The organism is Bacillus pretiosus (genome assembly GCF_051294775.1).
GTDB classification, from domain to species: Bacteria; Bacillota; Bacilli; order Bacillales; family Bacillaceae_G; genus Bacillus_A; species Bacillus_A wiedmannii.
In genome coordinates this window covers 205,620-229,764 of sequence record NZ_JBPPHF010000001.1, presented here as the reverse complement: position 1 = coordinate 229,764, position 24,145 = coordinate 205,620, and the positions used below count along the sequence as shown (strand labels likewise).

The following is a 24,145-nucleotide window of genomic DNA, read 5'->3' as shown; positions in this document are numbered from 1 at the left end:
ATATTTTTATATCAATAATATAGAAAATCAAACTATAAACGGGTAGTACCTGCTAGACCCAATTATTTATTAAAGACCAACAGTAAGTTATAGGTAAAAAAGAACCTTCTGTTTTTGAAGGTTCTTTCCTACTTCTTCTCTATTCATTAAATAAGCAATACAACTTCCTATTTATTAAATTCACATCCTTCTTTATACTCACTATATTTTTAATTTCAAATATTTTCATTAAATCATTACAAATAAAAATCAAACAATCTCCCCAACTTCTCCTTACAACGCTCCCAAAACGATAACTTCTCAAAAAATTGTTTCGTCATCTCTTTCGAATCACGAAAATCTTTTGTTAATGCCTCATTCACTTCTGATACGATAGTCCCACCGTGAATATACAAATTCATCTCATCATTCATATAAAAGCTACGTGCAGTCATGTTCGTTGTACCGATAACAGTTAGTTCATTATCAATTAACATTAACTTCCCATGAAACATTCCTTTTTTATAACCATATACTTTAATTCCATTATTAACAGCTTGACGAATATAAGGATACGCTGCCTCTTTAATGAGAGGAATATCTGGTTTATATGACCAAAGTATTTTCACTGTAACACCACGTTTTTGCGCTTCAATTAAAGCATTCATAAATTCTTTATTTTTCGCTATAAAATAAGGTGTTGTAATTACGATTGAATGCTTCGCTTGTTTTATTAATTCGATATACTTTTCAGCGACGTAATGTCCATTGTAGCTAGTCATCGTATGTAATGTATTCCCTTTACTAGCTTTATTCGTACTTCTTTTTATATTTTCTTTCGTATCTCGTTTCCAATCTGAAGCGAATTGCTCTTCTAAATCTTTTGCTCCTTCTCCTCTAAGCCGCACATGATAGTCACGCCAATATCCAAAATGCTTATCTTTCCCTAAATACTCATCTCCTATATTAAAACCACCTGTATAGCCAATCTCCCCATCTATCGTCGTAATACGGCGATGATTACGATGGTGAAGTGAATAAAATCCGAATGGCAATTCAGGTTTTCTACTATATGTAAAATGTACACCACTTTCCCGCAATTCACTTATCATCTTGCTTTCAAATGATAAATCATTAATGCGATCAACGGATAAATAGACGTTTAATCCTTCTTTTGCCTTCTCTTTTAATAAGTTTAAAAAAGTATGGCTACTTTTATCATCCGACAAAATAAAAAAGTACGTGTAAATAGATTGCTTCGCTTCCCTTATATCAGTAAATAACTGTTTATAAAATGACTTTCCTTCTACAAATAATTGAAAATCACTATAATGAGGTGCATACTCTGTCGGCATGTTTTTCCCAGCTTCCATTTTCCTACCTAAAGTAACATCGATATGCATCCAAATTAAAATAAAAACAACAATAGCAATAATAATAGAAGTAACTCGCAATATTTTTTTAATCATTTTGATTTCCTTCCGCTCATTTTCTTTCTACCCTTCTATTTTGTCATTCCAATTTAGATTTCATGCTTCATACAAAAAAGGATGTGACTTAACGTCACACCCTTTTCATATTAAACAAAGTTTCTCGCATCATTATTTCTTCCAAACTTATAAATAGCAATTAAGAAGAATGCTACCGCAAAGGCAATTAAGATTAATATATTTAAATACAAATCTGAAATCGGAATTCCTTGTTGTAGTTTTGATACCGTATCTAATAGCCATCTTTGCGGAAGAAAATCAGCTACTTTTTGCACTGCTTTCGGCATAATATCATACGGAAAATAGCATCCAGCGAGTAAACATGTCGGTACAATGATCATATTTTGCAGTGCATTTGCCGATGCTGAGTTTTTCGAAAAAGCGACAAGCACTAACGATATTCCAATCGCTATTAAAGCAAATAGCATGAGTACGCCAAGCATCACTATGAAAGGCATATTGATATTTGTATGAAAAACATTCGTTAGGAATAGGATTGTAATCAGAATTTGTACTGTTAATATCATCATATTTACCCCGACATTAGATAATATGAATTTCTTCCCATCTATTGGCGTTGATAAGAGTCTAAAATACGTTCTATTTTCTTTTTCTTTTAAAATATAACCTGATAAGTTCGCTGCTGAAAATAGCATAAACATAATAAGATAACCCATCGTTTGGTTTGTCATATCTTTATTTTTCGAAGTATCTTCTAGCGTCTCAGTTTTCATTTTAAATGAACCTTTTTGATATCCTGCGTACATACTATCAAATGCACTTTGATCTGTTCCTGCTACTTTACTAATAGCTGCTACATTATCAATATAATTGTATAAATATGATTTTATAAATCCTGTTACTTGATCACCTTTAATCGATGAAATTTCAATATGATTTGGTTTCCCTTCTCGAACACTTTTTGAAAAACCAGAATCTAATGTAATAACTCCATCAAGTTTTTTGGAAGTGAGTTTATCTTCTACTTCAGATTCTTTAATTTTACTTACCTTTACCTGATTTAATCCTTCTAAAAATTTCACCGTATCATTTGCTATAGATTGATTTTCTTTATTTATAACCCCGATATTTAACGTCCCTTGCCCGACATTCCCATACATTGAGAAGGAGATTAATGTTCCAATTATCGGCAAACTAATAATAATGAATAACCCTTTTTTATTTTTCAAAAGTACAGATAACGTTTTTTGTATGAGCCATAAAATATCTTTCATACTATAGCCCCTCCCGTCTACGTAATGCAATAATTGCAATTAATAAAAAGAGTGCCGAAATGCCAAGATTCAAACATATTACTGGCAACGCTGCTCCTACATCATTTGCATAAATAATTTTCATAACAGCTGTGTTTGCCCACGTTAATGGTGATAAATTCGTAACGAAATTTTCTTCTATTACGAAATATGCACCACCAAAAATAGAGGCTAATTGCACAACTACAAGAATAATCGCTCTCGATGATTCAGCTGTTTTCGTAATATATCCAATCCCTAAACCGAAGCTAATTGCTAGAAAGATTTGTGTTAATAAAATAATAAATATGATTCCAAGATGTTCGCCCCAATTCGCTTGAAAGACAAATTTACTAAATAACATGACAAGTAATACGCAAAGAGCATTTGCTACTAGGCTACCAAGTACTTTTCCAATGAATATTTCAGCCTTACTTATAGGCGCAGCAATGAGGCGATCTCCTGTTTTACGTATTCGTTCTCCACGAATTAAAGAACTCGCTCCCATCGCAGCATATAGTGCAATCATCGTCGTCATTACAACCGCATAGTAATCCATAGAACCTGGCTTTTTCGCAGCTTGTAAAGATGTTTCTTTTATATAATCATTATGATTTCCGCTTGAAATAACCGCGCTCACCTTACTAGGATCAACCTTTGCAACTTCGGCCGCTACATTGTACTTATCAATAAATGTTGTAAGCATGCCTTCCACAATACTTCCCTCAATACTACTTTTGTCACTTCCGTAAAATTTCGCACCATCTTTATTTAATTCTACATAAGCATCATATTTATTTTGCTTCACTTCTTCTTTCCCATCTATACTGCCTGAAACTTTTTTAAAATGAATACCCGATTTATCGACTTCTTTCGTAAATGCTTTGAACGTTTGAGAAAATGTGCTACTCGCTTCATCTTTGTAGAGCACTTGTATATCTTTAATCGCTTGACTATCACTATCAAATGCATTCGTTAACGCTGTTCCTAACACAAGCATTAGTACAATCGGAAATGCTAACATAAAAACTAAAGTTCTTACGTCTCTGAAATCTCTTTTAATATGCATAACTGCAATATTGAAGATGTTCAATTGATGAACCTCCCTTTACCTTTTCTTCATTTACCTTTTATTTATCTCGTAAGTTTCTTCCAGTCAACGTAAGGAATACTGTTTCTAAGTTCGGAGCCTGCTCCTCTAACGAACGAACTTCAATGTCATGATTAATGAAGTGCTGAATAATTTTATTTAAATTATTTACTCCTGCATCCGAGTTTACCTTGATTACGTTCTCTTCAATTTGAATAGCTTTCACACCGTTTATCTCTTTTAACTTTTCTACATCTAAATTTTCTACTGATTTTACTTCAATCCAAATGTCTTTCGTATCAGTAATAATCGCTTTTAACTGTTCTTTCGTACCTTCTGCAATCACTTTACCGTGATCTACAATTGCTATTTTCGTACAAATCTCTTCTACTTCTTCCATATAGTGGCTCGTGTAAATAATGGTACTTCCCATTTCATTTAATTTTCGAACCGACTGGAGAATATAGTTTCTTGACTGTGGATCAATTCCAACCGTCGGCTCATCCATAATAATTAACTTCGGTCTATGAGCAATCGCACAAGCAATATTCAGTCTTCGTTTCATCCCGCCTGAAAAGTTTTTCGGGTAACTTTTATGTTTATCACTAAGTCCCACAAATTGAAGTGCTTCCTCTACTCTCGCTTTTAGTTCAGCTCCTCTTAACCCGTACAGTCCAGCAAAGAATTTCACATTTTCATAGGCAGTTAACTCTTCATAAATCGCAATATCTTGCGGAACGATACCGATATTCATCTTCGCAAATCGATTATGTTTCTTTATATTTTTTCCTAATATGCTAATTTCACCTTCATTACTTCTTAACAACCCAGCAATCATATTTATCGTTGTACTCTTACCAGCACCATTTGATCCTAAAAAGCCAAATATCTCTCCTTCTTTAATAGATAAAGACATATTATCTACCGCGATGAAATCACCAAATTTTTTCGTTAAATTTTTAATTTCTAATGTATTCATCATTTCACCCCTATTTCGGTTTCTCTGCTATTCATTATAAACAAAAAAATGAACCTGCTCAGTGCAGAAGTTCATTCTTTTCACATGAGATTATTCACTTTTTTCATATGAGATGATTCATCTTCGTCCCATTTTCTTATATCGGCAACAGCATCGTTACTGAAAAACCACTTCTTCCGTCTACAATAATTTTTCCGTTTACTGATGCTGTTCGCTCCTCCATCCCCATAATCCCGAGACCTTTCTTAACGAGAGCTGCACCTTTTCCATTATCCTTCACCTGTACTTTCACCATCTTGTTAAGTACATGAATATCGATTGAAATGACTGTCGCATCAGCATATTTCATCGCGTTCGTTAGTGCCTCCGTAACATTTTCACCGATAATCTTCCACTGAATCGGTGAGATCATATCTAAATTCCCTTTATATACGAAAGGAATATTTATATCATGCTTACCGGCAAATTCCTCTATGAATAATTTCATACGATGAATGCCAATTTGCTCCGTTGGTGGCTTCATATTTTTTAATGTAACTCTAATACTTTCAATTCCATCTTTCGATATATGAATTGCATTTTGTAATAACTCGGCAGATTTTTCTTTATCTATCCCCATTAATCTCTTTGCTGCTTCCATTTGAATTAGCGCCCCTGTCATCGAGTGGCCAATTTTATCATGAATTTCTTGTGACAACCGATTTCTCTCTTCTAACTTAAATGTGTACTCTGATTGCTTTATGTACTCTTTATTTTCATTTAAGCTTTTCGTCAGCCGCTGCATATCTTTTCGCATCTTATCATTTTGTGATTCAAGCTTTAATACACGCGATATATACCGTTCTGCCATAGTTAATACGATGAAAGAAAATGTAACAATTAATCCATATGTCATTCGAATACTTTCTTCTGTAAAGATAATAGGAATCATCATAATGATAAAGAGCTGCCATTTCTTCTCTATATAACGAAATATAACTTCATATAAGTTCAATGGTAAAAATAAAATAAAAAACGGATGAACCTTCCATGTAAATAACATAACTATGCCAATTGACAGACTAGATAATATGTTTTTGTACGTATCTTGTTTAAATATAGAGATCAGCACATTTACAGAAAGATATAAAAGCAAAGTAAGTATAATCCATGGTAAGTTCACAACATTTAAATAAATGTAACTAAACACAATATAAATAAAGACAATTAATTTACTTACAATTAACCAAAATTCCATATCTTCAATCTACTTTCCCTGTTAAATAATAAATCGCAATTTGTGTGCGATGTTCAAGTCCAGTTTTCCCTAAAACTGATGTAATATAATTTGCAATCGTTCCTTCTGATATGAAAAGTTGCTTTGAAATTTCTTTATTCGAGAAACCTTTCGCAATTAATGCGATAATACTAAGTTCTCTTTCTGTAAAAAGACTTGTATCTATTTTACATTCGTCCTCTTTGCTTTCCATTAAATTGCACTTAATTTTATCAAGCACTACATCTTGCATAACAGTTTGACCGTTATATACTCCTTTTATTGCATCACGAATACGCTCTGGATCATTATTTTTTAATAAATAACCTTTCGCCCCGTTTTTTACTGCGTCCAAAATATATTCATCATCATCGAACGTCGTTAAAATTAGCGGTTTCGTTTTCGTCCCTTCACAAATGAATTTCGTTGCCTCTACCCCGTTCATATTTGGCATGCGAACATCTAAAAGAGCGATATCAACGTCGTTCTTTTTGCAATATTCCACTGCTTCTTTCCCATCATTTACTGTATCTACAACTTCGAACTCTTCATATGTATTTAAAATAATTTTCATGCCTTCTCTAATAAAAGAATTATCATCTGCTATTAATATTTTAATTTTCATGTTTGTTAGTATGGACCTTCCCCTACTAACATTCACATCCTTTCTTCACGTAACATTTCCTACTTGCTCATTATATACTTCTCTTTACCATTTTTTCACACCTTTTTTCGTATAGCTTCCTTCCTAAAAATATATTATTCTTTTTTTACAACATGTGTAGGGTGACCGATCATTTCTTACGTCTATATAATAGAATGCGTCAAAAAGGAGGGAGAGACCCATTGAGGAAAAACAATTAATTGAAAAAGCACAGCAAGGAAGCGAACACGCTTTTCGTATCCTTGTGCAAACATATCGTCATTATATTTTTCAAGTCATCTTTTCTATTTTAAGACATGAAGAAGATGCGAAAGATGTTACACAAGAAGTATTCGTAAAAATTCACGCCTCTCTCCCAAATTATCAATTTCGCGGATTAAAAACGTGGATGTCGCGTATTGCCACCAATCACGCTATTGATTATAAGAGAAAAAAAGCTAGAGAAAACGAAGAACTCTCCTTATGTAAAGAAACTGAGGAAAATATAAAATCCTCTCATAACGTTGAGGATTTATTATTGACGAAAGAGCAAAAATTACTCATTGCTCAAAAACTGAGAGAACTTCCCGAGAATTACCGTGACATCGTTCTCTCACATTACTTAGAAGAAAAAAGCTATCAAGAAATTGCTTTGCAGGAAAACATCGAAGTGAAAACAGTCGAAATGAAACTGTATCGGGCAAGAAAGTGGATTAAAAAACATTGGAAGGAGGAAGAGTTTCTATGACGCATTATTCAAAAGAAGATTGGCGCAATTATACTTTAGATTTTATAGAAAGCAATGAACGTGAATCTATGGAAGAACACCTTTATGAATGTGATCATTGTTTAGCACTTTATATGGAAAGTATCGATGAACAACATGAAAACCTTCCAATGATAAATGATGATTCATTTACGAATGAAGTTATGACGCAAATTGATTTTGAAACGCTACAACCTAATGAAAATATAAAAACAAACTCATTAAAGCGAACGATTATTCACTACATAATTGCGACCGCAGCTACAATTATTTTTATGGTAAGTGGTTTATTCCAGTATATTTTCACAGCGACATCAAATTTCGAGAAATCTTCAAAACATAACGAGTCTTCTATTTCACAACAAATTGTAAACAAATCGGTAGATACATCAAAAAAGGACGGAGGTTCAAAGCATGAATAAAAATCCCTTTTTAGCACTTGTATTAGGGCTAATTCCTGGGCTTGGACATTTATATTTAAAGAAGTTTGGACGGTTTATTTTATATAGCGGAGGGGCTTTATTACTATTTTCTTTTGCAGTTTTTTGCGTAGTAGAATTAGGAGAGCGCACCATTGTCTTTCTCCCCCTATTTTTACTAGCTGTTCTATGGATAATTAACTTACTAGATTTAGTTATCACCATTATAAACCAAACGAAAAAACAAGAAGCTGGAGAATTAATAAATTCCTCTAAAGAAAGCGAACGATTTTATATCATTCTTCTATCCATCATCCCTGGACTTGGTCATTTCCAATTAGGGCTTATGCAACGTGGACTTACATTTTTAGTAGCTTGCACAGGGATCGGAAGTATGATTATTTTCGTTTCACTTTTAACATCACAAGAAAGTTTCCTTATCTTCCTTATAACATTACCTGTTTTATGGATTTACAATTTCTTCGATGTTGTTCAGCAACTCCAGAAAAAAGAACGTGGCGAGCAACTAGATGACCGTACTATTTTCGAAGAGTTTGAAGAGCATCGTGAACAAGGAAAGAAGAATAAAACATTCGCTTCTATTTTAGCGATGTTCCCTGGAGCGGGACATATGTATTTAGGCTTACAACGCCGCGGTCTTCAGCTTATGGCAGCCTTTTTACTTTCCATCTATTTACTCGACTTATTAAGACTTTCAGCGTTTTTATTTTTAGTACCAATCATTTGGTTCTATAGCTTCTTTGACGCTTTACAGCAAACTGCAAAGTATGGAAAAGAACGTGTACATGACGAACCTATCATTGATTATTTTATCAATCATCAAAGATGGATCGGTATTGGGTTAATTACACTCGGTGGTTATTATTTATTAGATCAAACACTCCTTCCTATTTTGAATGATTACTTTGCAACTATATTTAACATTCATCTTAGCGAGCTATATTATCGCTATTTCCAAACATCTATCGTTGCACTCCTCTTAATTGGTGGCGGCTTTAAATTGTTACTTGGAAATAAAGAAAACAAAGGTGGTACAAAAGAATGAGAACATGGCGCGTTGGAACATTTTCAATGGGGCTTTCTATTATTTCATTAGGTTGCTTCTTACTATTTTCAGTTGTAAAAGGTACTGAGGTATTAGATTCCTTAACAGCATGGTGGCCTGTTTTACTTATTATTCTTGGCGTGGAAATTTTACTATACCTTCTATTTTCTAAAAAGGAACAATCCTTTATTAAATATGATATTTTTAGTATTTTCTTTATCGGCATTTTAGGAAGCGTTGGAATTGCTTTTTACTGTTTATTATCAACTGGATTACTAGATGAAGTTCGTCATTCTATTCATACCACTCGCCAAACGAGCAATATTCCAAGTGGACAAATTGATATACCTGAATCTATCAAAAAAATTGTAGTGGATGCAGGACAGCACCCTCTAACAATAGAGGGAAATGATACAAATCAAATTCACCTTCTTGGAACATATGAAATGACGACGAAAACTAATGAAAAACTTAATTTAAAACAAGAAGATTTCCTTTCGGTTCAAACAGCTGGGGAAACGATGTATATTACTTTAAAATCATTACCCGTTCAACATACGTTATGGAATTCAGCACCACAAGTCAAACCGACACTCGTTCTTCCGCAAAATAAAAATGTAGAAGTTCGTGCTTCAAATAACGAACTATCCCTTTATCCTGGTCAATTACAAAATAATTGGTTTGTACAAGAAAGTTCACATGTATCTGTTCATTTAGCAAAAGAAAGCGATGTATCTTTAATCGCCATAACAAACAAAAAAGAATCCCACGGAAACACACCTTGGGAACAAGTTGAAGATTTAACGAAAAAAGAAGAGAAAACTTCGGAAGAAAATAAAGAATTCAACGAACAAGAACATTGGTATAAAAATTCGATTAAAACAGGCAATGGGACGTACAAGTTAAATATTGAAAAAGCTTATAATATCAATATGAGTATTATTGAAAAATAAAAACCTTCCACAATTGTGGAAGGTTTTTCTCATATAATCGCTTTAATTCCTTCTAACACTAATCCAATCATAAATCCGCAAACAGCCCCGTTTACTCGGATCCACTGTAAATCTTTACCGACGTTATTTTCAATCATTTCAATTAACGTTTTATCATCTAACTTATCAAGGTTTTCTTGTACAAGTTTTCCGATTTTCGAATGATTCTTTTCCACAAGTGTGACAACTTGTTTTTGTAACCAATCTTCTATTTTTTGAACAGTCTGTTCATCTTCTTTTATTTTATTCATTTGTGTTTGTAAAAATGGAATAACATATTTATCCGTAAACTCTTCGTTTTTCACAAAAGTAATTGCCCTTTGTTGCACTTGCTCCAGCATCTCTTTAATTTTGTCAGTAGCATTCCAATTGGCAATCCATTTTTCTTTCCAATTTTCTAATTCTTGTAGTAAAGCTTCATTTTCTTTTACATTTATAATTTCTTGACGAATTTTCGATAATATAAGTTGTCTCGTACTATTATCTGCATCTTGTAAGCTGTTAATATTGCTAATAATAAATTTCTGCAAAATGCCGCCAATTTTATCTTCATCTACAATATTCATAAACGATTTCAAAGTAAACTGTAAAAATCCATCTACTTTTATGTTTTCCATCGCCTTCATACCTAAGCTTCCGAGCTGGTAACGTGCTTCATCTTGCGCTGTCCAATCTTTCACTTTTACTAATATGTAATCCAGTGTCTTTTCATCGTACTCTTGCACTACCAATTGATCAACAAGCACTTGTAATATGTTACTTGTATTAATTGTATGCAAATACGTTTTTAATTCTTTTTCAATAATAACCGCTAACTTTTCCGTATCTATTGTAACAATCGCCTTCTCAGCAATTTTTACAATTCCCTTTTTCACAGCGTCAGACTGCATTTCTCTCTCAGCGATTTGCAGTACCATTTGCGCTAGCTGCATTTCTTTTACTTTATTCGTAATACTTTCTTTCGTCAGCCACTCATTTTCTAACGTATGAATGAGCCCATTCGTTACTCGTTTACGATTTTTAGGTAATAACGCTGTATGAGGAATTGGAATTCCCATCGGATGACGGAATAATGCTGTAACTGCGAACCAATCCGCAAGTCCACCAACTAATCCAGCTTCAAATCCCCCTTGTATAATCTCTCCAGCTACCGTTCCTTGAAAAGGGATAGAAGCCGCAAAACCTACTCCCATAACCCCAAGCGAAATACCCGCTATATATTTAGTCTGTAATGACATCGTATACACATCCTCTTATTATGTAAAATAAAGCTTTTTTGTTATGTTTATTTGATATTCGTTCTTTATATCTATACTATAATGAACTAATGCGAAAATAACAAAGAATTTATAATAATACATTTGTCATATAAATAAAAAATGAGGCCACAATTAGCCTCATTTTTCTAATATTGTTAATGACTCACCTGTTTTATAATATCCACTCATCACATCTTCTGGAACCATACTACCGCCAGTTCCCCACACAATATGAGTACCTTTCTTCATCTTCTCTGTTAACTGTTTTTTTTGTACATACTCATCTTCTTTACATACTTTCACTGGACCTATCATACCGGCTAACGCAGAAGGTTCTAAATAAATATTTTCTGTATCTGCTAGTTCTTTCAACAATCTATATAACTCTTCATCACTTACTGTGTAATTCCCACTCAAAAATGGTTCCATCGTTTTACCGACAAATCCAGACGGTCTTCCTACCGCTAGTCCGTCCGCGTCTGTTACATTATCAATCCCGATATCTTGAACAGCAATTTTATCATGAAGTCCTGTCATTAAACCGAGTAACATACATGGAGAATGCGTTGGCTCCGCAAAGAAACAGTGCACGTTGTCTTTATACAATAACTTTAAACCAAATGCGACGCCGCCAGGCCCTCCTCCGACTCCGCACGGAAGGTAAACGAATAAAGGGTGCTCTTCATCTACTACAATCTCTAACTCTTCTAATTGCTTTTGTAAACGCGATGCTGCTACTGCGTATCCTAAAAATAAATCATGTGAGTTTTCATCATCTATAAAATAACAGCTAGGATCTGCATCTGCTTGCTGACGCCCCTCTTCTACTGCTTTACTATAATCAGCTTCATATTCAATAACGTTTACACCTTTACTTCTTAATAAATCTTTTTTCCATTCTTTTGCGTCTGCTGACATATGAACAGTTACGTTAAAACCTAGTTTTGCACTCATAATCCCAATGCTTAGTCCTAAATTACCTGTAGAACCTACCGCAATTGAGTATTTTGCAAAAAACTCTCTACATGTATCACTGTCTAAAATGGAATAATCATCTTCTTCTGTTAACATTCCATACTGCAAAGCTAATTTCTCAGCATGCTTCAGCACTTCATAAATGCCGCCTCTAGCTTTAATTGACCCTGATATCGGAAGCCCGCTATCACATTTTAATAGTAATTCACCTAATATAGGTTTCCCGTAATTTTTCTCTAAAGACTGTTTCATAGTAGGTATCTTCACTAAAGGTGATTCTATAATGCCGCCCGTTTCTTTCGTTTCTGGAAAAACTTTCGCAATGTACGGTGCAAAACGCTTTAACCTCTCTTCCGCATCTTTTACATCACCTTCATTCAATGGGGAATCTTTTATTGCCGTTTCATACTTTTCCATGTTCGGATTCACCCAAAACACTTCTTCTGTTGAGATTAATTTATTTAATAGTGGATATTCCTCTTTTAATTTCTCTATTCCCTTCATTTCTCTTCCTCCTCATAACCTTGTAGCTTACGATTCAATAAATTATAATTAATTTTAATTTAGTTTAACATAAATTATTTACTTTAGTTAATTTTAATTTAATTTATTTAAATATAATTTAATAATTAGTGAGGAGCCTTTCATTATGGAAAATATAGATATTGGTAAAAAGATTGAAAAGCAAAGAAAAGAAAAAGGTTTAACGAGTAAAGAACTAGCAACGATGGCAGGTATTACACCATCTATGTTAAGTCAAATTGAGCGTGGGTCTGCTAACCCTTCTATTCAAACATTAAAAGTACTCGCTAAAGCTCTTGATGTTCCAACATTTAGCTTTTTATTGGAAGATACAAATACAGACGATTTAATTGTACGTGCTCATAAACGAAAAAAAATGATTATCGATAATTTATCATATGAATTGCTATCACCTGATTTTACAGGAAATTTAGCAACAGCAATTATGACTGTTCCACCGAATACAGCTTCATCAGAAAATGTACTAGAACATAAAGGTGAAGAGTTAGCATACGTATTAGACGGGAAAATTACATTACATTTAAATGAAGAAGAATACATATTAGAAACGGGTGATAGCGTAAAAATACCCGCTTATTTAAAACATAAATGGGTAAATCAATTCGAGAAAAATGCAATTGTTTTATTTTCTGTTACTCCGCCGATTTTTTAATATATAATAAAAAGATAGCCACGTACGGACACACTCCATACGTGGCTATCTTTTTATTTTTTCGGCACCAACAAAATCCCTAAACTAATAAAAAAGAAGCTCATTATTTGCTGTATTGATAAACCAAATAAAACCGAATTTTGTTCACTAATAAGCGAAATAATAATATGAGCAACTCCCTCAACTATTAGAAAAACACTTATATTCTTTCCATTTCCGAGCCTTTCATTTTTCATCCATAACAAGCCGATTATACAAAGGGCGAGGATGATCTCGTATACGAAAATAGGGTGATATAAAAATTTAGATTCATATATTTTCACACCCCAAGGCAATGTCGTTTGTACACCTATTTTGTGGTTGAATAGAAAATAAAAAATAATGCTCATACATAGTCCAATAGGTAATGCATCAAGTAAAATACGAAGCGAAAATTGTCCCTTTTTACTTTTCCAAACAATGTATATACTCGCAATTACACATCCTGCTATAATATGCTGCATACTTCCTACAGCTAATAGTGCCTGCAATGGCGACCTAAAGGCCCATACTGGATTTAAAATTGCCGGTGCAAATTTCCATACAAATACGATGATAAGAAAAGCATTTGTTACTGCATCCATCATTTTTTCATATGGTACACTTTCGTTCTTCATCTTTCGTTTCATCAACATAAATCCAAATAAACTTCCAATTATAAGAGATACGGGTTGTAACCTCACGATCCACTCCATCAATACAAAATCCCCTCTTTAACTCTCAATTAATTTCTTAAATTTCTCTTCTAATTGATCTGGAGGTAATACGCCTCGTACTTGCTCTACGATAATTCCATCTTTATTAACAAAAAATGTCGTTGGTAACGAAAATACTTTATAATCTAATCCAGCTACTCCGTCCATATCTAGTAAAACAGGAAACTTAAATCCGTGACGATCTGCAAATGCACTCGCTTCTTGTACTGGATCTCCAATTGTCGCATTTACCGCAAAAATTTCAACATCCTTTTTATATTTATCATACATACGAACTAAGTCAGGTGCCTCCATTTCACATGGGCCACACCATGATGCCCAAAAATTAATAAGGTATGGCTTGCCTTTTGCATCATTTAACGAATACAGCTTCCCGTCTAACCCTTTTAATGTTATGTTTGGTGCTTTAAATCCTACTTGTGGTAATACTTCTGTTTCTTGTAACTCCGCTTGTTTTGCTTTTCTTTCTTTTTCTTCTTTCTTTGTATTATAAAAATTAACTCCGGCCCAAATTAATGCCCCGGCCAGTATAATCGCAATTAGTTTCTTCACTTTTCTTCCTCCTCATTTTTAAAAGCCTGTAAATCCACCGAATAGACGAATAAAGAATGCGGTAATTTTCGTCATTTGATTTGTATACAATAAAACCCCTGTTACAATCATCATTCCACCGCCAATTTTCATCATGACATTGGCATATGTAACAATCCATTTTACCTTCCCAATAAAGAATGCCATCACGAAAAATGGAACCGCAAAGCCAAGAGTATACGCTGTAATATAAAGAAGTGCCCCTTCAGGATTCGTCGCACCAAGCATGAGTACAGCTGAAAATATCGGTCCAACACATGGCGTCCAACCCGCTGCATATGTCATACCGACTAAAATCGAGCGAATATATCCAGTCGATTTACTTCTGTATTGTACTTTTTTCTCTGCCATAAGCCACTTAGGTTGAAACAAACCTGTCATAAACAGTCCCATCAAAACAATAAAAACCCCACCAATTTGTTGAATCAATTTTTGGTTAGATGAAAATGTTATTCCAATCCAACTTACCGATAAACCTAACGCATAAAATATAACCGAAAATCCGATCATAAAAAATACGGTATGTATAATCGCTGATTTTTGCATAATTCCACGATTCTCTTTTAAATCTTGAATAGACACACCTGTAATATATGATAAATAAGATGGATATAGCGGTAAAGAACATGGTGATATAAATGACAATACCCCTGCCCCAGCTACAAGCCAAATTGTTAAATCTGCTGCATTCATTTTACTCCCCCTAAAGCACTACAATAAGTAGTGTTAATTCTTAAAAAAAGAGGCTATATGCACTCTCCGACAATAAGTACAATCGACATACAGAATAAACCTAATGTAACATATACCGAATTCGTATGTAACGGAATATTGAGCTTAACAACTTTTTCATTTAACACTTGCTCGATTCGTAAATTTATTGCTGTTTTTGCAAATGAAGCTGTCACACATCGATTTTCCATTGTCTTTATTTTAATTAATTTTAATAACGCACTACCTAATTCGAATGAAGATTTCATCTTTTGCATTGCATATTTATCTGCTGCTAGCTCCTGATACACATGATAGCGCTGCAATAACCCTTTTAATATCGGGATGTACACCATTCCTTCTGCTAATAACGTAAAACAAAATAATTTTAATGGATCTCGATTAGTTTGATGATATTCTTCATGGAAAATAATCGCATCCATTTCTTCATCTGAAAATGTTTGAAGCATGCCTTCTGACATGACAACTTTCGGACGAAATAACCCAATTGTAAATGCCGCAACTTCTAAGGTCGGCAATATATATATTTGTTTTCCTTTTCGAATGAAAGGGATAAGTACTTTTTGTAATTTTTTACTATAGAAAAATTGTCGCCAAATTCTTTTGCACACTATGAGTACTGTAAGTAATAGTAATCCAGCAATTATAATACGAATGAGCGATAATTCCTTCATATGTTGTTCTAATTGAAACAAGCAAAAATTTGAAAGAAAGAACGCCTTATTTTGAAACAGAAATGGATATGTAACGTAATATACTAACATGCTGAAAAAGAGGGTACTAACAATTACTGCTAACAATACGATTTTACGCATTTGCCATTTCATTTCATTGATCCTCTTTTTTTAACTGACTCAATTTGTCTTCTAATTTTTTTATTAAAGTCGGATCAGCCTGCTCTAACTCATCTAGCATATGATTTACAACTAAATCTCCAAATTCCCCCATCAATTCCTGTGTCATTTTCTTCGTTTGATTGGATAAGAATTCTTCTTTTGTTTGTACAGTACGATATATGCCACTTCTTTTCACCGTCTGTTTTTCTAAGTGTAATTTCTCTACTAACCTGTTCATAACTGTCATAACAGTGTTAAAATTCACAGGTGATTCTTCACTTAATTTCTGCTGCACTTCTTTAATCGTAATACCCTCGGTAGACCAAACAATCTCCATAATTTTTGCTTCAAGAGGTCCAAAAAAGTGATTTAATCCTTGCTCATTTAATTTATAGTTTTGAGTAAACATAGTATGGCTCCTTTCACACTACAAATTGTAGTACAAATTAAATGAAAGGTCAAACAAGAATGATATACACTAAAATTCACTACCTATAAATACGTAGGCCATTCCATTCATTTTAAACCTAATTTCTCTCCAAATGTCTCAAAGAGATACTGCTCTAATATTTGTACATTAAACTTCTCATTGCGCCCAAGTGCAAATAATTCCCGATCCTTTGCTACGATAGTATCTAAAGGAATAACGACATTATCCACTATTTTTGTAATTTCAATGATGTTACTTTTTGCATTTACCTCTGTTTTAAATTCAACATTTTCTAATACGATATGTGAACGTCTTCCTGATGTAAAAAAAGTAAAATTAGGATTTTTCACAACGCCAATTTCAGCCTCTAACGCATATAAATAGTGAAAAATTATATCTCTATGTCCATCTTTTATTATTTTTTCATCCTTCTCATCATCTAAGTATTCTTTCACCTTCGCTGCAAACTCAAATCGAAAATCCACCTTTTTCACGCTCCCTCTTTTTATTTTTATATTAAATAAATATATTGAAATAATTTTACCATATTGTAATACAAGTTCCTATTAAAAGTAAAAAACGATTTGTGAAATCTCTATTATTTCCGATTCCTTTTTAAAATATAAACACTAATTCAATTTGAATTAATGCTTTGTTATATCCATTTAAACATATTGTTTCCGTATTTTGAAACAATAGTATGAAATATTATATATCGATAAAGTGAAACTTTAATCAATGGGAGTTTCGTTCATCCCCCACTGATTATCAGCCCTCACCAATCAAGATTTTACGGGCAGCCCGCAAATAGCCGGGTAATTTGTTTCAAATTCATTTTTCTATATAGTTATCACTACCTTTACTATTCCGATATACTTAAACTATATTTTCTACTTATTCATTACTTGAGAGAAGGAATGTTACTCTCTTCTATCGAATTTTTATATAACAAAAATGATTAGGTGGTGCTTTACTATGAAATTAGCTGTCATTGGTGGCGGTGATTTACAAGATTCCAATCACTCGCCTATTAATGAGCGACTTATAGAATTAACAAATAAACAGTATCCAAAAGTATTATTCATTCCTACAGCTAGTCATGATGATGAAAGCTATATAAAGCTATTTTTAGACACGTTCGAAAAACAATTACACTGTGAAGTACAAATTTTACGTACTATAGCTGATACACCTTCTAAATATGAAATAGACGAAATGATTCAGTCTGCTGATTTAATTTATCTCGGTGGCGGGAACTATATTCAAATGGTTACAGAGTGGAAAGAACTTAAACTCGATGAAAAATTACTATTGGCTCTGCAACAAGGAACGCTCATTGCGGGGTATAGCGCCGGTGCTATGTGTTGGTTCACATCTAGTATCCGATCAGATTATGAAGGTTCTGGTTATATAGAGTGTAACGGTTGGGGGATTGTTAACAAAAGGTTTTGTCCACATTATAATCAATTAAATAGAATGAACGCCTTCCATTCCTTTTTACAAAATCATCAAGGTAATATAGAAGGAATTGCACTAGAGGATAATTGCGCTTTATATATTACAGAAGAATCTTTTGAAATTATCGGTGAACCTGAAAAAGCGTGGGAGTTTTATATGAGCGATAACAAGCTCATTAGACAACATTTTGATATCACTTTAAAAAGCTATTTGTAAACATACACTTACAAAAAATGTCCCTAAGTATAATAGCTTAGGGACATTTGCATGATTTAACTCACTAGTCGTGTAATTCGTTTCTTCTGCCATGAAAGCTTATAATATGCATACTGTAATATTAAGCTGACAATAAATGCTGCTGGGTACCCAATCCATATCCCTTCTATGCCAAGACTTGTATGGTAAGAAAGGTAATACGCTACAGGTACTTCAACAAGCCAAATTGATACAACTCCGATAACAGTTGGCCATAATACTGTACCACTCGCTCGCATTGTCGCACTAATAATTTGCGCATGCCCGAAAATTAAATAACTCCATAACGTAATCATAACTAGGCTATGAGCAATTTCAATTGTAGTTTGACTCGTTAAAAATAGTGATAGAATGTCTCTTGAGAACAAGTAAATAAGAGATATTAGCACACCACCGATGACGTAGTTCATAATAATTCCGGCCTTCACAACTTTCTGCAATCTATCAAATTGATTCGCACCAATTGATTGTGCTGCAAAAATGGAAACTGTAATACCAAGGCTAACTGCTGGCATTTGTACATAACTTGCAACCTGGTTCACAACGCCATAAGCTGCTGTTGCATCCGAACCATAACGATTCACAAACGCGATTACCGCAATTTCAGATAATGAAACTAATATCATATTAATACTCGCTGGAATTCCGAGTCGTAACAATAGCTTCAATAACTCCCTATCCATGCGAAGATATTTCCTTACCGTACTATCTAATTGTAGTGGGTGATTTTTCTTCTTTAAATACACCAACATGACAATAAACGTAATAACTGTAGATATAACAGAAGCATAGGCTGCTCCATACACATCTAATTTCGGAGCTCCTAACCATCCAAAAATAAGAATTGGTAATAAGATCATATTTAGCGCTGTACTTACAATTAAAAAGTAAAATGGCGTTTTAGAATCTCCTGTACCTCTCATAAATGTTGTGTATGCAAAATATAAAAATAATACTGGCATCGATATAAATAAAATACGTGCATAATGAACACTTATATCAATAATATTTTCCGGCGTTCCCATTAGGCGCATAATATCCATCGCAAAAATACTACCTATTATCGCCAACACAACTCCAATAATAAATGTAAATGTCAGTGTCGTACCAACGATAGCTTTTAAACGATCTTCGTTTTTAGCACCAAACGCCTGACCAATTAAAATAGAACTCCCTGAACCAATACCAATTACAAATGAAACGAGTAAGAAAAATAGTGGAAAGAATGCTGATATAGCCGCTAAATCATTAACGCCAAGCCATCTTCCTACTACTACCATACCGAATAATTGTCCAATCGATTGTAATACATTACTTAATAGTAACGGTACTAAAAACATGGACATCGATTTCCAAATCGGTTTACTCTCACTTTCTAACTTATGTGACTCCGCACCTTCTTTATTATTATCTGTAGGTGGTTTCAAATTTCATTTCTCCTTTTATTAAAAATCTGTTTTTCAACTTCTATTTCTTTGTATAGTTGTTATAATAATGTGCCTCTATTTATTTTCTTTTCCATATTATCATAACTTTACCCAATATTGGCTTCCATCTGCTGTTCTATCTAAAAACCCATATTCGATTAAATACCTTCTTAAAGTTACAAAATCCGGGTATACTCTTTCTATGATAGTATTTACTTCTTTTTCAGTGTACTTTTTATTACTATCAAACTTCGTCACTAAATGGCGTAATATAATTAATTTGCGCTTTTGCTTTTTCGGAAATGTAGAAAGTGGTCCATCTAATCCTTCTGTAAAATGCGCTTTTAATACTTCATCATTTTCTTCTTCCGTAATATTGTAGCGATCATCTACCATCGTTGCGGTTCTATGAATTGGTACAAATTTCGTTTGTACTTTTGATTTTTCTTCTGACAGTTCCATTAATGCTAAAAATACTTTCGCTTGCTTCATTTTCTCTCGAAGTGTAAATCGATGATTACGAATGGTTGATGTACTTCCGCCATCCATCTCTTTTACAATCTCTTTATCATTCAGCCCCATATGGAAAAACTGAACCATTTTCTTTTGCAAATCCGTTAAACCCGTATACTTTTTATCAAGGTTTAATAAATAATCAAACATAGACGTATGTTCATTTTGCACATGCAATTGCACAAACTTCTCTGCTTCATACAAAACTTGATTATCTTGATAAATAACCCCCTTAATAAACGCTTCTCCACAAGCTAAACAAATATACTCCTCTGCTTCCGCTTCAAATACATACCCTTTCTTCAATTCTTCTACCGAAGCATCCCAAAACTTCTCTGAAATATCACTCACACTAAACACTCCTTTAAAATGTTTATCTAAAAACAGACATTCTCCAATAACGTTTGCTATTTCTTCATCATCTTAACATAAAACAAACAAACACTTCAACGTTTCGTTTACTAATTTTATAAACTTTTATAAAAACATCTATTAAAAGGGTTTGATACAACGAAAAGCGAATGTACTTATATAAATTCATTCAATAGGATGTGGAATAGAACATGACTATCCCTCAAGACCCTTGGTTTACTGTAATGCAGATTGCACAAAATACATATGCAATTAGTGAATATGGACATTGGGAGAAAGTACATTCCTTCTTACTTATAGGCGATACTGCTGCAATTCTTATCGATACAGGACTTGGTATCGATAATATGAAACGTATAACGGACCAACTAACAAACTTACCCATTACAGTTGTCACAACACACGTCCATTGGGATCATATCGGTAGGCACGCACAATATGAAGAAATCTATGTACATGCTTTAGAAGAAGATTGGCTCATTAACGGCATAAAAGGACTTCCTATTACTCAAATTAGGCACGACATCGCTCGTGATATTACTTTACCTACACCTAAAACATTTCAACCTGAAACATTCGAGCCATTCCAAGGGACACCAACAAAATTACTACAAGATGGAGATATGATTGATACCGGAAATAGGAAAATTCAAATTATACATACCCCAGGTCACTCACCAGGACATATTTGCCTATACGATTATGAAACTGCGTTTTTATTCACAGGAGATTTACTTTATGAAGGCACGATTTTTGCGTTTTATCCATCGACAAATCCTGTAGACTTAGTTCAGTCTCTAAACAAAATTACAAACCTCTCTCCTATTCAACAAATTTACGGCTCACATCATACTCTTGGTCTTCCGCCTACTATTTTGAAAGAAGTAAAATATGCTATTCAATATTTAAATAATAACAACCTCGTTCAACACGGAACCGGTATTCACTCATTCCAAAACTTCAGCATTCAATTTTAACTACAAAAAGGTATTTCCGTATATGGAAACACCTTTTATCCATTATATATTCTATTTATAACCTCGACTAAAGCCTTACTTACCTATACAAATATATGCTTTCGATTTCCATCCTCAACAAATTTATTTGCACAACTACCCATGACCGTTATACAACTAATTATGACTAGCGCTAACTTTCTATTCTTGTAAGTCACTTCATACCTCTCCACTATTACAAAATTCCATTTAAATTTATCCCACTTTAATGGGCAGTAAGATCCCCACCTCAAAATTCAGCGAAAGCAAAGAAGTTAGGTGGGGGATCAACTGCCCATAAAAGTCCGATTGGTTTAACTAATAATCAGTGGGGGATGAAGAAAACCCCCACTGATTAAAGTTTCACTTTATCCCATCAGGAAATTTTACATGAATAATAAAACGTGTGAATATGCAATTATGCATATATATACGTTTTATTACGATGTTGTGATTTAATTTAGTTAGAGTACACGTAAACCGAGGTGACTAACTTGAAATTCAAAGCGAAAAAGAATCCATTTCACGTCATTTTTATTACATTATTTATTACTATTTTTCTCGTTTCGCTATTCTTCCAAAATGAAAATTCTATTTTTTTCACTCTCATGATGCTGTTAAATATCGTGAATCTTTCTTCATTCTATTTCTCTCACTACGACGTAACGGAATCATCTCTTGTCGTAAAACATGGTTTCATACTGCGTACTGAAATTCCATTTGAAGATATTCGCCATATTACATACTCTGGCAAAACACTTCGCTCAGAAAAGTGGACTAGGCAGCAATTAGAAATCCATTACAATTTATTTGATTCTGTGACAACTTTCGTACCACAAGAAGAAGAAAAGTTCATTTCACTCTTAAAAGAAAACTGTCCACAAATGAAAGTATTGAACATGCCTGCTAACAAATAATATATTTTGGCACTTGTAGTAATACAAATGGAAGTCATAAAAATAAATATCAAAAAAGCCAAGATTCTAAAGAATCTTGGCTTTTTTATTACTCTTTCGGAGCAATCATTTTTTTCGGATCGACAATTTCATTAAATTGTTCTTCTGTTAGTAGTCCAGATTGCAGCGCTGCCTCTTTTAACGTTAAGCCCTCTTTATGAGCATGCTTCGCAATTTTCGCTGCATTTTCATATCCGATATGCGGGTTTAATGCTGTAACAAGCATTAAAGAACGATTCACATTCTCTTTAATTACTTCTTCATCTGCTTCAATACCAACTGCACAATTATCATTAAATGAAACAATTGCATCCGCTAATAGATGAGCAGATTGTAAGAAGTTATATGCAATAACAGGTTTAAATACATTTAATTCAAAATTACCTTGGCTCGCTGCAAATCCGATTGTTGCGTCATTTCCCATTACTTGCGCTACAACCATCGTTAACGCTTCACTTTGCGTTGGATTTACTTTACCTGGCATAATAGAGCTTCCTGGCTCATTTGCCGGAATAATAATTTCTCCTAGCCCACTACGTGGACCACTTGCCAGCCAGCGCACATCGTTAGCAATCTTCATTAAATCAGCTGCTAATGCTTTTAATGCACCATGCGTATATACAACTTCATCATGGCTCGTTAATGCGTGGAACTTATTTGGTGCAGAAATAAATTGCTTACCTGTAAATTGGCTAATTTCCTCTGACACCATCTCACCAAATTTAGGATGAGCATTAATACCTGTTCCAACTGCAGTACCACCAATTGCAAGCTCTTTCATATATGTATTGCTCTCAGCAATCATACGCTCTGTTTTTTCAAGCATACGGTGCCATCCGCTAATTTCTTGTCCTAATGTTAACGGTGTTGCATCTTGTAAGTGTGTACGACCAATTTTTATAATATGTTCAAATGCAGTTACTTTTTCTGCTAACGTTTCTTTTAATTTCGTAATTGCTGGTAATACGTGATTTTCCACTGCAATTACACATGCTACATGAAGCGCCGTTGGGAATGTATCATTTGAACTTTGAGACATGTTCACATCATCATTCGGATGAATATGTACGTCAGATTCCTTCTCTTTCAAAATTTGATTCCCTCGATTTGCAATTACTTCATTCACATTCATGTTTGACTGTGTACCGCTACCAGTTTGCCATACGACAAGTGGAAAATGTTCATTCCATTTCCCTGCAATCACTTCGTCAGCTGCTGCCACAATTGCTTCTGCTTTTTCTTCTGATAGCTTTCCTAATTTTTGATTACTAAGTGCTGCACTTTTCTTTAAAATGGCAAATGCTTTTACAATTTCAAGCGGCATTTGCTCTGTTCCAATTGGGAAGTTTTCTTTACTACGTTGCGTTTGTGCTGCCCATAATTTATCAGCTGGAACTTTTATTTCTCCTATTGTATCTCTTTCAATTCTGTACTCCATTTTTTCATCCCCTTGAAAATAAAATA

The 24,145-nt window shown here is 33.7% G+C and carries 25 protein-coding genes; 8 read left to right on the top strand and 17 right to left on the bottom strand.

Going from position 1 to position 24,145, the window contains the following annotated elements; all coding sequences use genetic code 11:
* Positions 1–236: 236 nt before the first annotated feature.
* The 6 genes from cls to ACSG5Z_RS01205 form a co-directional block, all read right to left on the bottom strand.
* On the bottom strand, positions 237–1,448 hold the full coding sequence (cls, locus tag ACSG5Z_RS01230) for a cardiolipin synthase (RefSeq protein ID WP_435710437.1): 1,212 nt from the start codon (positions 1,446–1,448) through the stop codon (positions 237–239).
* Positions 1,449–1,558: 110 nt separating this feature from the next.
* Positions 1,559–2,704 carry an ABC transporter permease gene (locus ACSG5Z_RS01225; protein ID WP_435710436.1) on the bottom strand — a complete coding sequence of 382 codons (1,146 nt, stop codon included), beginning with the start codon at positions 2,702–2,704 and terminating at the stop codon, positions 1,559–1,561.
* A 1-nt stretch (position 2,705) separates the two neighbouring features.
* A complete protein-coding gene (locus ACSG5Z_RS01220) occupies positions 2,706–3,815 on the bottom strand; it encodes an ABC transporter permease (protein ID WP_435710435.1) in 1,110 nt (369 codons plus the stop codon).
* Between the two features lie 37 nt (positions 3,816–3,852).
* Positions 3,853–4,791 (bottom strand): ABC transporter ATP-binding protein, encoded by a 939-nt coding sequence (locus tag ACSG5Z_RS01215; RefSeq protein ID WP_435710434.1) that lies wholly within the window; start codon positions 4,789–4,791, stop codon positions 3,853–3,855.
* Positions 4,792–4,927: 136 nt separating this feature from the next.
* Positions 4,928–6,028 (bottom strand): sensor histidine kinase, encoded by a 1,101-nt coding sequence (locus ACSG5Z_RS01210; protein WP_435710432.1) that lies wholly within the window; start codon positions 6,026–6,028, stop codon positions 4,928–4,930.
* Positions 6,029–6,032: 4 nt separating this feature from the next.
* Positions 6,033–6,671, bottom strand: coding sequence for a response regulator transcription factor (locus tag ACSG5Z_RS01205; RefSeq protein WP_060489832.1), 639 nt, complete (start codon positions 6,669–6,671; stop codon positions 6,033–6,035).
* Between the two features lie 283 nt (positions 6,672–6,954).
* Between ACSG5Z_RS01205 and ACSG5Z_RS01200 the strand changes: the two genes are divergently transcribed.
* Genes ACSG5Z_RS01200 through exsE form a run of 4 tightly spaced genes read left to right on the top strand, consistent with a single transcriptional unit; the run spans position 6,955 to position 9,893 of the window.
* Positions 6,955–7,437 carry an RNA polymerase sigma factor gene (locus tag ACSG5Z_RS01200; protein WP_435710431.1) on the top strand — a complete coding sequence of 161 codons (483 nt, stop codon included), beginning with the start codon at positions 6,955–6,957 and terminating at the stop codon, positions 7,435–7,437.
* Complete coding sequence (locus ACSG5Z_RS01195; protein WP_088082902.1) at positions 7,434–7,877, top strand: hypothetical protein; 444 nt, start codon at positions 7,434–7,436, stop codon at positions 7,875–7,877. The genes ACSG5Z_RS01200 and ACSG5Z_RS01195 overlap by 4 nt, the downstream gene beginning before the upstream one ends.
* Positions 7,870–8,940, top strand: a complete 1,071-nt coding sequence (locus ACSG5Z_RS01190; RefSeq protein WP_435710429.1) for a hypothetical protein — start codon at positions 7,870–7,872, stop codon at positions 8,938–8,940. Before ACSG5Z_RS01195 ends, ACSG5Z_RS01190 begins: the two co-directional genes overlap by 8 nt.
* Positions 8,937–9,893, top strand: coding sequence for an exosporium protein ExsE (gene exsE, locus ACSG5Z_RS01185; RefSeq protein WP_435710427.1), 957 nt, complete (start codon positions 8,937–8,939; stop codon positions 9,891–9,893). Before ACSG5Z_RS01190 ends, exsE begins: the two co-directional genes overlap by 4 nt.
* A gap of 29 nt (positions 9,894–9,922) precedes the next feature.
* Here the strand turns inward: exsE and ACSG5Z_RS01180 are convergent, their stop codons facing one another.
* Positions 9,923–11,170 (bottom strand): DUF445 domain-containing protein, encoded by a 1,248-nt coding sequence (locus ACSG5Z_RS01180; RefSeq protein WP_435710426.1) that lies wholly within the window; start codon positions 11,168–11,170, stop codon positions 9,923–9,925.
* Positions 11,171–11,329: 159 nt separating this feature from the next.
* On the bottom strand, positions 11,330–12,670 hold the full coding sequence (gene dsdA / locus ACSG5Z_RS01175; RefSeq protein WP_435710424.1) for a D-serine ammonia-lyase: 1,341 nt from the start codon (positions 12,668–12,670) through the stop codon (positions 11,330–11,332).
* 145 nt (positions 12,671–12,815) lie between these two features.
* On the opposite strand from dsdA, the gene ACSG5Z_RS01170 reads away from it, so the two are divergent.
* Positions 12,816–13,361 (top strand): helix-turn-helix domain-containing protein, encoded by a 546-nt coding sequence (locus ACSG5Z_RS01170; RefSeq protein ID WP_435710423.1) that lies wholly within the window; start codon positions 12,816–12,818, stop codon positions 13,359–13,361.
* A gap of 53 nt (positions 13,362–13,414) precedes the next feature.
* On the opposite strand, the gene ACSG5Z_RS01165 is transcribed toward ACSG5Z_RS01170, so the two are convergent.
* From ACSG5Z_RS01165 to ACSG5Z_RS01140, 6 genes are all read right to left on the bottom strand, one after another.
* The gene (locus tag ACSG5Z_RS01165; protein WP_142936417.1) at positions 13,415–14,095 is read right to left on the bottom strand and encodes a prolipoprotein diacylglyceryl transferase family protein; all 681 of its coding nucleotides are present in this window, start codon (positions 14,093–14,095) and stop codon (positions 13,415–13,417) included.
* A gap of 18 nt (positions 14,096–14,113) precedes the next feature.
* Positions 14,114–14,668: a TlpA family protein disulfide reductase gene (locus ACSG5Z_RS01160; RefSeq protein WP_000733169.1), complete on the bottom strand. Its 555-nt coding sequence runs from the start codon at positions 14,666–14,668 to the stop codon at positions 14,114–14,116.
* Between the two features lie 18 nt (positions 14,669–14,686).
* Positions 14,687–15,400 carry a cytochrome c-type biogenesis protein CcdA gene (ccdA, locus tag ACSG5Z_RS01155; protein WP_000990445.1) on the bottom strand — a complete coding sequence of 238 codons (714 nt, stop codon included), beginning with the start codon at positions 15,398–15,400 and terminating at the stop codon, positions 14,687–14,689.
* A 53-nt stretch (positions 15,401–15,453) separates the two neighbouring features.
* Positions 15,454–16,266 (bottom strand): M56 family metallopeptidase, encoded by an 813-nt coding sequence (locus tag ACSG5Z_RS01150; protein WP_327971666.1) that lies wholly within the window; start codon positions 16,264–16,266, stop codon positions 15,454–15,456.
* A gap of 1 nt (position 16,267) precedes the next feature.
* On the bottom strand, positions 16,268–16,684 hold the full coding sequence (locus ACSG5Z_RS01145; RefSeq protein WP_000495070.1) for a BlaI/MecI/CopY family transcriptional regulator: 417 nt from the start codon (positions 16,682–16,684) through the stop codon (positions 16,268–16,270).
* A 107-nt stretch (positions 16,685–16,791) separates the two neighbouring features.
* Positions 16,792–17,190 carry a DUF3942 family protein gene (locus tag ACSG5Z_RS01140; protein ID WP_435710422.1) on the bottom strand — a complete coding sequence of 133 codons (399 nt, stop codon included), beginning with the start codon at positions 17,188–17,190 and terminating at the stop codon, positions 16,792–16,794.
* 490 nt (positions 17,191–17,680) lie between these two features.
* Between ACSG5Z_RS01140 and ACSG5Z_RS01135 the strand changes: the two genes are divergently transcribed.
* A complete protein-coding gene (locus tag ACSG5Z_RS01135) occupies positions 17,681–18,379 on the top strand; it encodes a peptidase E (protein WP_087983132.1) in 699 nt (232 codons plus the stop codon).
* Positions 18,380–18,435: 56 nt separating this feature from the next.
* Here the strand turns inward: ACSG5Z_RS01135 and ACSG5Z_RS01130 are convergent, their stop codons facing one another.
* Both ACSG5Z_RS01130 and ACSG5Z_RS01125 read right to left on the bottom strand, forming a co-directional pair.
* Positions 18,436–19,845 carry an MATE family efflux transporter gene (locus ACSG5Z_RS01130; RefSeq protein WP_000804152.1) on the bottom strand — a complete coding sequence of 470 codons (1,410 nt, stop codon included), beginning with the start codon at positions 19,843–19,845 and terminating at the stop codon, positions 18,436–18,438.
* A 99-nt stretch (positions 19,846–19,944) separates the two neighbouring features.
* A complete protein-coding gene (locus tag ACSG5Z_RS01125; RefSeq protein WP_064470811.1) occupies positions 19,945–20,709 on the bottom strand; it encodes a DUF2087 domain-containing protein in 765 nt (254 codons plus the stop codon).
* Positions 20,710–20,921: 212 nt separating this feature from the next.
* On the opposite strand from ACSG5Z_RS01125, the gene ACSG5Z_RS01120 reads away from it, so the two are divergent.
* Positions 20,922–21,707: an MBL fold metallo-hydrolase gene (locus tag ACSG5Z_RS01120; RefSeq protein WP_435710421.1), complete on the top strand. Its 786-nt coding sequence runs from the start codon at positions 20,922–20,924 to the stop codon at positions 21,705–21,707.
* A gap of 512 nt (positions 21,708–22,219) precedes the next feature.
* The gene (locus ACSG5Z_RS01115) at positions 22,220–22,642 is read left to right on the top strand and encodes a PH domain-containing protein (RefSeq protein ID WP_087983140.1); all 423 of its coding nucleotides are present in this window, start codon (positions 22,220–22,222) and stop codon (positions 22,640–22,642) included.
* Positions 22,643–22,730: 88 nt separating this feature from the next.
* Here ACSG5Z_RS01115 and fumC read toward each other — a convergent pair whose 3' ends face one another.
* Positions 22,731–24,119: a class II fumarate hydratase gene (fumC, locus tag ACSG5Z_RS01110; RefSeq protein ID WP_046959025.1), complete on the bottom strand. Its 1,389-nt coding sequence runs from the start codon at positions 24,117–24,119 to the stop codon at positions 22,731–22,733.
* Positions 24,120–24,145 lie beyond the last annotated feature (26 nt).

Bases quoted from the DNA above. Each gene is read 5' to 3' on its own strand.
- ACSG5Z_RS01215 (WP_435710434.1), bottom strand. From the start codon at position 4,791: ATGAATACATTAGAAATTAAAAATTTAACGAAAAAATTTGGTGATTTC.
- exsE (WP_435710427.1), top strand. From the start codon at position 8,937: ATGAGAACATGGCGCGTTGGAACATTTTCAATGGGGCTTTCTATTATT.
- ACSG5Z_RS01205 (WP_060489832.1), bottom strand. From the start codon at position 6,671: ATGAAAATTAAAATATTAATAGCAGATGATAATTCTTTTATTAGAGAA.
- ACSG5Z_RS01190 (WP_435710429.1), top strand. From the start codon at position 7,870: ATGAATAAAAATCCCTTTTTAGCACTTGTATTAGGGCTAATTCCTGGG.
- ACSG5Z_RS01210 (WP_435710432.1), bottom strand. From the start codon at position 6,028: ATGGAATTTTGGTTAATTGTAAGTAAATTAATTGTCTTTATTTATATT.
- dsdA (WP_435710424.1), bottom strand. From the start codon at position 12,670: ATGAAGGGAATAGAGAAATTAAAAGAGGAATATCCACTATTAAATAAA.
- ACSG5Z_RS01165 (WP_142936417.1), bottom strand. From the start codon at position 14,095: ATGGAGTGGATCGTGAGGTTACAACCCGTATCTCTTATAATTGGAAGT.
- ACSG5Z_RS01180 (WP_435710426.1), bottom strand. From the start codon at position 11,170: ATGTCATTACAGACTAAATATATAGCGGGTATTTCGCTTGGGGTTATG.
- ACSG5Z_RS01135 (WP_087983132.1), top strand. From the start codon at position 17,681: ATGAAATTAGCTGTCATTGGTGGCGGTGATTTACAAGATTCCAATCAC.
- ACSG5Z_RS01225 (WP_435710436.1), bottom strand. From the start codon at position 2,704: ATGAAAGATATTTTATGGCTCATACAAAAAACGTTATCTGTACTTTTG.
- ACSG5Z_RS01170 (WP_435710423.1), top strand. From the start codon at position 12,816: ATGGAAAATATAGATATTGGTAAAAAGATTGAAAAGCAAAGAAAAGAA.
- ACSG5Z_RS01195 (WP_088082902.1), top strand. From the start codon at position 7,434: ATGACGCATTATTCAAAAGAAGATTGGCGCAATTATACTTTAGATTTT.
- ACSG5Z_RS01150 (WP_327971666.1), bottom strand. From the start codon at position 16,266: ATGAAATGGCAAATGCGTAAAATCGTATTGTTAGCAGTAATTGTTAGT.
- ACSG5Z_RS01145 (WP_000495070.1), bottom strand. From the start codon at position 16,684: ATGTTTACTCAAAACTATAAATTAAATGAGCAAGGATTAAATCACTTT.
- ACSG5Z_RS01120 (WP_435710421.1), top strand. From the start codon at position 20,922: ATGACTATCCCTCAAGACCCTTGGTTTACTGTAATGCAGATTGCACAA.
- cls (WP_435710437.1), bottom strand. From the start codon at position 1,448: ATGATTAAAAAAATATTGCGAGTTACTTCTATTATTATTGCTATTGTT.
- fumC (WP_046959025.1), bottom strand. From the start codon at position 24,119: ATGGAGTACAGAATTGAAAGAGATACAATAGGAGAAATAAAAGTTCCA.
- ccdA (WP_000990445.1), bottom strand. From the start codon at position 15,400: ATGAATGCAGCAGATTTAACAATTTGGCTTGTAGCTGGGGCAGGGGTA.